General features: G+C 71.6%; 8 protein-coding genes. 7 read left to right on the forward strand and 1 reads right to left on the reverse strand.

Features of this window, described 5'->3' with window-relative positions; translation table 11 throughout:
• Nucleotides 1–24 precede the first annotated feature (24 nt).
• From AB0M30_RS23520 to AB0M30_RS23530, 3 genes are read left to right on the forward strand one after another with little or no spacing between them, the layout of a single operon-like run.
• Nucleotides 25–1,359, forward strand: a complete 1,335-nt coding sequence (locus AB0M30_RS23520) for an extracellular solute-binding protein (protein WP_364587052.1) — start codon at nt 25–27, stop codon at nt 1,357–1,359.
• A complete protein-coding gene (locus AB0M30_RS23525) occupies nt 1,356–2,261 on the forward strand; it encodes a sugar ABC transporter permease (RefSeq protein WP_364587055.1) in 906 nt (301 codons plus the stop codon). The genes AB0M30_RS23520 and AB0M30_RS23525 overlap by 4 nt, the downstream gene beginning before the upstream one ends.
• Nucleotides 2,258–3,088 carry a carbohydrate ABC transporter permease gene (locus AB0M30_RS23530; RefSeq protein WP_364587058.1) on the forward strand — a complete coding sequence of 277 codons (831 nt, stop codon included), beginning with the start codon at nt 2,258–2,260 and terminating at the stop codon, nt 3,086–3,088. The genes AB0M30_RS23525 and AB0M30_RS23530 overlap by 4 nt, the downstream gene beginning before the upstream one ends.
• On the opposite strand, the gene AB0M30_RS23535 is transcribed toward AB0M30_RS23530, so the two are convergent.
• On the reverse strand, nt 3,057–3,938 hold the full coding sequence (locus AB0M30_RS23535; protein WP_364587061.1) for a LysR family transcriptional regulator: 882 nt from the start codon (nt 3,936–3,938) through the stop codon (nt 3,057–3,059). The two genes, AB0M30_RS23530 and AB0M30_RS23535, sit on opposite strands and share 32 nt — an antisense overlap.
• Before the next feature lie 76 nt (nt 3,939–4,014).
• Here AB0M30_RS23535 and AB0M30_RS23540 point away from each other — a divergent pair, with 76 nt between their 5' ends.
• The 4 genes from AB0M30_RS23540 (at nt 4,015) to AB0M30_RS23555 (ending at nt 8,165) form a co-directional block, all read left to right on the forward strand.
• Nucleotides 4,015–4,407, forward strand: a complete 393-nt coding sequence (locus AB0M30_RS23540; protein WP_364587064.1) for a hypothetical protein — start codon at nt 4,015–4,017, stop codon at nt 4,405–4,407.
• A complete protein-coding gene (locus AB0M30_RS23545) occupies nt 4,400–5,947 on the forward strand; it encodes a multicopper oxidase domain-containing protein (RefSeq protein WP_364587067.1) in 1,548 nt (515 codons plus the stop codon). Before AB0M30_RS23540 ends, AB0M30_RS23545 begins: the two co-directional genes overlap by 8 nt.
• Nucleotides 5,948–6,181: 234 nt before the next feature.
• Nucleotides 6,182–7,033 carry a geranyl diphosphate 2-C-methyltransferase gene (locus tag AB0M30_RS23550; protein ID WP_364587070.1) on the forward strand — a complete coding sequence of 284 codons (852 nt, stop codon included), beginning with the start codon at nt 6,182–6,184 and terminating at the stop codon, nt 7,031–7,033.
• A 10-nt stretch (nt 7,034–7,043) separates the two neighbouring features.
• Nucleotides 7,044–8,165: a family 2 encapsulin nanocompartment cargo protein terpene cyclase gene (locus tag AB0M30_RS23555; protein WP_364587073.1), complete on the forward strand. Its 1,122-nt coding sequence runs from the start codon at nt 7,044–7,046 to the stop codon at nt 8,163–8,165.
• The last annotated feature ends 103 nt before the right edge of the window (nt 8,166–8,268 follow it).

Consider the following 8,268-nt stretch of genomic DNA (forward strand, 5'->3'; position numbering starts at 1 on the left):
CGCCGCCTCTGGGAGGGGTGTGCGATGGCGCGGAAACTTCTGGCCGGTGCGGCGGCGGTCCTGGTGCTCTCCGGGTGTGGCGGGGTCGGGAGCGGTGGCGACACCGGCGCCGCGGCCACCCTGACGACCATGGGGTTCGGCCTCGGCGACGAAATCGCCACCACCCGGGCCGACCTGGCGGGCAAGGCGATCGCGCCGGCCACCGTGAAGATCGGCGGCAGTGCCTTCGACGCCCAGCAGTTCCTCGCTTCCGTCGCCTCGCACACCCCGCCCGACCTCGTCTACCTCGACCGGCAGCTGCTCGGCACCTACGCCGCGCGCGGCACCCTCGAGCCGCTCACCGACTGCATCGCCAAGCAGCACGTCGACGTCGGCCAGTACCGGCCCGCCGCCCTCGCGGAAGTCACCCTCGACGGCAAGGTCTACGGCCTGCCCGAGTTCTACGACAACCGGGTCCTGCTCGTGAACGACGCCGCCGTCGAAGGGAGCGGGATGACGGCCCAGGACGTCTCCCCCGCCGACCGCGCCAAGCTGACCACGGCCGCGCGGAAGCTCACCGTCCGCGCGGGCGGCGGGCTGTCGCGGATCGGGTTCGACCCGAAGATCCCCGAGTTCCTCCCGCTGTGGGCCAGGGCCAACGGCGTGCGGATGCTCAGCGACGACGGCCGCACCGCGCATCTCGACGACCCGCAGCTGGCCGAGGCCCTGACCTACACCAAGTCGCTGATCGACGCCCAGGGCGGCTGGAGCACGGTGAAGGCCTTCCGCGACTCGTTCGACTTCTTCGGCGAGAAGAACCCGTTCAAGCAGGGCCAGCTGGCGGCCAGCCTGATGGACGACTGGTACCTCAACGTCCTCGCCAACTACTCCCCCGACGTGCGGGTCTCCGCGGCGCCGTTCACCGACACCGCCGGCACCCCGATCGACTGGGTCACCGGCAGCGCCTGGGTGATCCCGGCCGGGAGCACCCACAAGGAGCAGGCCTGCGCCTGGATCAAGACGATGACCGACGCGCCCACCTGGGTCGCCGCCGCCAAGGCGCGGGCGGAGAAGCGGAAAGCCGCCGGCAAGGCGTTCACCGGCGTCTACACCGGCAACCGCGTCGCCGACCAAGAGATCTTCGGCAGTCTCGTGCAGCTGAAGGACCGGCCCGCGTTCGACGCCGCCGTGCGGACCGTGCTGCGGGCGCAGGACAGTGCCTTCACCATGCCGGCCTCCCCGGCCGGCTCCGAATTCAAGACGGCCTGGCAGAACGCCGTCAACCGGGTGCTCTCGGGCGAACAGCAGCCCGCCGACGCCCTGCGCCAAGCCCAGCAGGAAGCCCAGCGCGCGCTCGACGCCGCGGTGGCGCACCGGTGAAGCGGCGCACGAAGGAAGCTTGGGCCGCGTATGCCTTCCTGTCGCCGTGGATGATCGGGTTCGTGATCTTCATGGCGATCCCGATGATCGCCAGCCTGGTGCTCTCCTTCACCGACTACGACGCGCTGCGGTCGCCCGACGCCGTCGGCTGGGCCAACTACCGGCGGCTCCTCGAAGACCCCGCCGTGCGCAAGAGCCTGGTCAACACCCTGGTCTACACGATCATGTCGGTCCCGGCCACGATGGCCGTCTCGCTGGCGCTGGCCTCCCTGCTCACCCGGGCGGGCCACCGGTCGGCCGGGTTCTTCCGCACGGTGTTCTACCTGCCCGAGATCACCCCGAAGGTCGCCGTCGGCGTGCTGTTCCTCATCCTGTTCAACGGCCAGGCCGGCCTGGTCAACGCCGTGCTGGGGCTGGTCGGCATCGACGGTCCACAGTGGAGCACCGACGGGCCGTGGGTGAAGCCGGGGCTGGTGCTCATGCACCTGTGGTCGGTGGGCAGCACGGTGGTGATCTACCTGGCCGCGCTGCGCGGAGTGCCCCGGGAGCTGTACGAGGCCGCCGAGCTCGACGGTGCGTCGGCGTGGCAGCGGTTCCGGCGGATCACCGTCCCGATGATCAGCGGAGCGCTGTTCTTCACCCTCATCGTCCAGACGATCGCGGCGCTGCAGTCGTTCGACGAGGCCTACACCGCCTTCTACGGCTCCGCGGCCTCGGCGACCTACAGCAACGACGCGGCGTTGTTCTACCTGATCTACCTCTTCCAGCAGGCCTTCGAATTCCTCCACCTCGGCTACGCCTCGGCGATGGCGTGGCTGCTGTTCGTCGTCATCCTGGCGATCACGCTCGTGCAGGTCCGGCTGAGCCGCCGGTTCGTCTACTACGAAGGCGGTGACCGGTGACGGCGCGCCGCGTGGTCCGCTGGACGGCGCTGGCCGCGGCGACCGTGCTGTTCCTCTACCCGTTCGTCTGGCTGCTGAGCGCGTCGGTCAAGCCGCGCGCGCAGGTCTTCGACAACCTGCTGATCCCCCGGACCTGGGCGTGGGACAACTACGTCGAGATCTGGCGGGCCGCACCGGTCGCGGCCTGGTTCCTCAACAGCGTCGTCGTGTCACTCGCGGCGGCCGTGGCCGTGACGCTGACCAGTTCGCTGGTGGCGTTCGGCTTCGCGTACTTCCGCTTCCCCGGCCGCAGCGCGCTCTTCGGCCTGGTGCTGGCCACCATGATGCTGCCGGCCGCGGTGACGATGATCCCGGTGTACCTGATCTGGAACAGCGCCGGCCTGGCGCACACGCAGGTGCCGCTGTGGGCGGGGAACCTGTTCGGCAGCGCGTTCTACATCTTCCTGCTGCGCCAGTTCTTCCTCGGCCTGCCCCGGGAGGTGTTCGAAGCCGCGCGCGTCGACGGCGCCGGCCACTGGACGCTGTTCTGGCGCATCGCGGTGCCGCTGTGCCGCCCGGCGCTGATCGTCAGTTTCGTGTTCGAGCTCAAGGCCAGCTGGTCGGACCTGCTCAAGCCGCTGATCTACCTTCGCGACCCGGCGCTGTACACGCTGCCCCGCGGGCTCAAGGCGCTGTCCGACCAGTTCGGCCAGGCGGGCGAGCAGCGGTGGGAGATCGTGCTGGCCGGCAGCGTGCTCACCACCGTGCCGCTGCTCATCGTGTTCTTCGTGGCGCAGCGCCACTTCCTCACCGGGATCACGACGGAGGGTCCCACGCCCACCCGGTGAGCGTGGTGCGCATCAGCCGGGCCGCGGCGGGCAGGCGGTCGCCCGCGGCCCAGAACAGGGTGATCGTGCGCCGGCAGTCCGGGCTGTCCACCGGGATCCAGACGACCGGCACCTGCGTGGCCACGCGGCGGGCCATCGCCGGGTTGAGCCCGATGCCGAGCCCGGCGCTGATGAGTTCCTGGATGGCACCCGGTTCGTCGCCTTCGAAGACGATCTTCGGCGTCAGGTCCCGGGCGGCGAAGAGCCGGTCGAGCAGCCGCCGGTGCCAGTGCCCGGGCCGGGCGGTGACGAATGGCTCGCCCGCGAGGTCTTCGACGGCGACCGAGGCGCGCTCCGCCAGCCGGTGGCCGAGCGGCGTGGCCACCAGCACCGGCTCGTCGAGCAGGCGCACCCCGGCCAGGCCGTCGTCGGGAATCGGCTGTGACGCCACGCAAAGGTCGATCTCGTGGGCCCGCAGCGCCCGCGCCATCGCATCGGCGGGCAGCTGGTGCAGCTCGACCTCGACGTCCGGGTGGGCCCGCTTGAACGCGGCGAGCGGCCGGGTCAGGGTGAGGAAGGTTTCCGACGCCAGCCGCACGGTGCCGAACCCTTCTCCCGTCGCGTCGGCGACCGCGCGCCGCCCCGCGTCGAGCTCGCCGAGCGCGCGCTCGACGTAGCCGCGGAAGAGCTGCCCGGCGTCGTTGAGCCGCAGCCGCCCGGCCCGGTCGAACAGCGGGGTGCCGAGCTCGTTCTCCAGCCGCGCGATGGTGCGGCTGAGCGACGGCTGGGCGACGCGCAGCTCTTCGGCCGCGCGGCTGAGGTGCTCCAGCCGGGCCACCACGAGGAACTGCCGCAGCGCCCCCAGGTCCACGTCATGCCTCCCCCGTCATAACGGCATAGCGATATTGATCTTAGACACGATGACCGCGCGGTCATAGCTTCGGAGCGTGGAAAGCACAGCGAAAACGAGACCCGCCGGCTGGGTGCTGCGGGCCGCGGCGGGCGCGCACCTGGTGGCGATCGCCGGCCAGCCGGTGTTCGCCGGCGTGTACCTGAGCGGCGATTACGACGGCCTGCGCCTGCACGCGGCCGGGGCCGACGTCGTCACGTCCCTCGGCTACCTGCAGGCGATCGCCGCGATCCTGGTCTGGGTCCGCGTGCGGCGGGCGTGGCCGTTCCTCGCCACGACGGCGGTGGCGGCCGCGGAGACGATCCAGTACTTCGCCGGGCTGGCCGGCGCGTTGTGGCTGCACCTGCCGCTGGGCGTGCTGACCGTCGCGGGGCTCGTCGTGCTGGTCGTCGCCCTGTGGCGCCGTCCCCTGGAGGCCGTCGATGCGTGAGGGGTTGTCGCGGCGCCAGGCGTTGCGCCTCGGCGGCGCCTTCGGCCTGCTGACCGCCGCGGGGCTGTCCACGGCGGCCGCGCTGTCCCGGCGTCCCGCGCTCACCGGCGCCGAACTGCGCAGTGCCGTGCCGCTGCCCCCGCCGTTCCAGGTGCCGCTGCCGCTGCCCGGGGTGCTGGCGCCGGTGGCTCCCGGCCGTTACGAGATCACCCAGCGGGTCGCGGAAATCGAGGTCCTGCCCGGGATCCGGACGCCGATGTGGACCTACGACGGCACGTTCCCGGGGCCGACGATCGAGTCGCGCCGGGGCCAGGCGATCACCGTGACCCACCGCAACGAGCTGCCCGTGCCGACCGTCGTGCACCTGCACGGCGGGCGGACACCGGCGGACTCCGACGGCTACCCGACCGACCTGGTGCTGCCCGCGAAGTGGCCGGCGGACCACCACCCGATGCCCGACCCGCGGGCCGTGCGGACGCGGCTGACCCGCACCCACACCTTCCCGCTCGACCAGCGAGCGGCGATGCTCTGGTACCACGACCACCGGATGGACTTCACGGCTCCGGCGCTTTGGCGCGGCCTCGCCGGGCTGCACATCGTGCGCGACGACGCCGAAGAAGCGCTCGGCCTGCCGTCGGGACCACGGGAGCTGCCGCTGCTGCTCACCGACCGCGCGTTCGCCGCGGACGGCAGCCTCGACTACCCGTCGGTGGACGGCACGCTGCGGGAGCGGCCGGGCGTGCGGGAAAGCTTCCTGGGCGGGGTGCTCGGCGACGTCCTCCTGGTCAACGGCGCGCCGTGGCCGGTGCACGAGGTCGACGCGGCCCGGTACCGGCTGCGGATCCTCAACGCCTCGAACGCCCGGCACTACGAACTCGAGGCGGTCGCCGGCGACGGGCGGCGGCTCCCGCTCGTCCAGATCGGCGCCGATCAAGGGCTGCTCGCCGCGCCGGTCACCCACGCCGCCCTGCCCGTCGGGCCGGCCGAGCGCTACGACGTCGTCGTCGACTTCGCCGGCGTCCCGGCGGGCGGCCACGTCCGCCTGCTCAACCGGCTGGGGTCCGGGCGCACCGCCGAGGTGATGGCCTTCCGGGTCGCGCGCCGCGCCCGGGACGACAGCCGCGTTCCCGCGGTGCTGTCGACGGACCTGACTCCGTGGGACCGGCCGGTCCGGGTGCGCGACTTCTCCTTCCGGGCCGGGCGGAGGGACGGCGGATCCGGCTGGCTGATCGACGGGCGGCCGTTCGACCCGGCCCGCACGGACGTCACCGTCCCCCTCGGCGACGTCGAGCTGTGGCGGCTCGTCGCCGACGTCCACCACCCGGTCCACCTGCACCTGGCGGGTTTCCGGGTGCTTTCGCGCGGCGGGCGGCCACCGCTGCCGCAGGACGCCGGGCTCAAGGACACCGTGGCGCTGCGCCCGGGCGAAGCGGCGGAGATCCTCACCCGGTTCGACGGCTACCGCGGTCGTTACCTCTTCCACTGCCACAACGCCGAACACGAGGACATGGGCATGATGGCGAACCTCGAAATCACCTGACACGCGCTGTCGCGTTTCGTCACCCGGTCGAGGCGGCCGCGATCTCGAACGAGGGGCGGCAGCCCGGCCCCGGCCACTTCCGGCACGGGTCCCACTGGTCCGGACGGGCCACGACGGCGGAGCCCGAGTGAAGCTTCTTGTCCCTGTGAAACTCCCGCCACTAGCGTCTCCCAGTAAGGGGAAGCCGCCGACGGATCCCTTTCCTGCCAAGGAAACGACCGAGGAGTTCAATCGATGACCGCTCTCGAGAAACCCGTGACCCGGACCGCGTACCAGCAGTCGGTCGCCGACTACTGGAACGCGGAAAAGGACCCGGTGAACCTCCGGCTGGGCGACGTCGACGGCCTCTACCACCACCACTACGGCCTCGGCGACTACGACCCGGCCGTGCTGGAAACCCCGGCCGCCCAGCGCGACGAGGCGATCATCGCGGAGATGCACCGCCTCGAGACCGCGCAGGCGGACGTCCTGCTCGACCACCTGGGCCCGATCACGCCGGAGGACCGGCTGCTCGACGCCGGCTGCGGCCGCGGCGGCACGAGCGTCATGGCGCACCTGCGGTTCGGCTGCCAGGTCGACGGCATTTCCATTTCGGAGCAGCAGGTCGGGTTCGCCAACGCGCACGTGCGGCAGCGCGGGATCGACGGCTCGGTGCGCTACCACCTGCGGAACATGCTCGACACCGGGTTCGAATCCGGGGCGTTCCAGGGCATCTGGAACAACGAGAGCACGATGTACGTCGACCTCAACGACCTGTTCGCCGAGCACGCGCGGCAGCTCAAGCCCGGCGGCCGGTACGTGACGATCACCGGGTGCTACAACGACGTCACGGGCGGCCGGTCGCGCGCGGTGAGCCAGATCGACCAGCACTACATCTGCAACATCCACGCCCGCGGCGACTACTTCAAGGCGATGGCCGCCAACGGGTTCGTGCCGATCAACGTCGTCGACCTGACCGCGGCGACGATCCCGTACTGGGAGCTGCGGGAGAAGTCGTCGGTCGCCACCGGGGTCGAGAAGCCGTTCCTGACCGCTTACCGCGAGGGCAGTTTCCACTACCTGCTGATCGCCGCCGACCGCGTCTGAGGCGGGCGGGGTGACCGGGGAGAGCACCAGGACCACTTGTCCACAGTGGAGCGCCGGCGAGGCCGCCGGGCTCCTGACGGGACCGTTCGGGCTCGGGACGTCGGCGGCGCGGATCGCGAGCCGGTTCGCGCCGCCGCCAGGGCAGGATCCGGCGTACGCCTACCTGCCGTGGGGTGACGGCAGCGCGGCGCCGTTGTACTGCCCGGTCCAGGGCCGCGTCGACGACGGCCTCGCCGCCGAGGTCGATCGGCGGCTGGTCGCCTGGGCGGACGGCTGCGGGTTCACCGGCAAGGGCCTGGAGCAGATCGCCGGGGCCGGGTTCGGCCGGCTGGCGATGCTGGCCCACACCGACTGCGACGACCCGGACCGGCTGCTCGTCGCGGCACAGCTCAACGCGGTCTGGTGGGCGGCCGACGACTACTACGCCGACGACAGCACGCTCGGGGCGGCGCCCACCGAGCTCCCGCCGCGGCTGGCGCTGGTCATGGCGGCCATGGACCCGGTCGCCCCGGCCGGGGAGTTTTCGGACCCCCTCGAAGAAGCGTTGCGCAGCGACCCGATCCTCGTCGGGCTGCACTCGGCGATCGGCCACCTGGGCCGCCACGGTTCGCCGGTGCTCGTGCAGCGAGTCTGCTACGCGACGTTCTCGATGTTCGTCAGCTGGGACGCCTACGCGGCGTGGCGCCACACCGGGCGTTACCCACCGGCGTGGGAGTACCTGGCAGCCCGCCAGCACGACAGCTTCTACACGTCGATGACCCTCGTCGACGCCGTCGGCGGCTACGAGCTGGCCGCCCCGTTCTACTACGACCCGCGGGTGCGCGAGGCGATGATGCGGGCCGGGACGGCATCGGTGCTGGTCAACGACCTCCACTCGGTGGCCAAGGACGCCGCCGACGAGAAACCGGTCTGCAACATGGTGCTGCAGATCGCCGCCGACCGGGACTGCCCGGTCGAGGAGGCGGTGGCGGCCACCGTCGAGCTGCACAACAAGATCGTCCACGAGTTCGAGGCCGGCCACCGGGAGCTGATGGCCGTGCCGTCGCCGGAGCTGCAGCGGTTCCTCGTGGGTGTCCGTTCCTGGATGGGCGGCGGCTTCACCTGGCACGCCACCAATCCCCGTTATCAGTGATTGGGGTTTCGTTGTGACTGTCACCGACCCGGTGGAATCCGAGCAGGCACCGTCGAGCCTGGGACGGGCGGCGGCCCGGACACTGGCCACCACCACCAAGTCC

Source organism: Amycolatopsis sp. NPDC051716, from assembly GCF_040681595.1.
GTDB lineage: Bacteria > Actinomycetota > Actinomycetes > Mycobacteriales > Pseudonocardiaceae > Amycolatopsis.

What these genes read in the sequence shown, in the direction of transcription:
- AB0M30_RS23545 (WP_364587067.1), top strand. Translation starts at nt 4,400, where the DNA reads ATGCGTGAGGGGTTGTCGCGGCGCCAGGCGTTGCGCCTCGGCGGCGCC.
- AB0M30_RS23550 (WP_364587070.1), top strand. Translation starts at nt 6,182, where the DNA reads ATGACCGCTCTCGAGAAACCCGTGACCCGGACCGCGTACCAGCAGTCG.
- AB0M30_RS23520 (WP_364587052.1), top strand. Translation starts at nt 25, where the DNA reads ATGGCGCGGAAACTTCTGGCCGGTGCGGCGGCGGTCCTGGTGCTCTCC.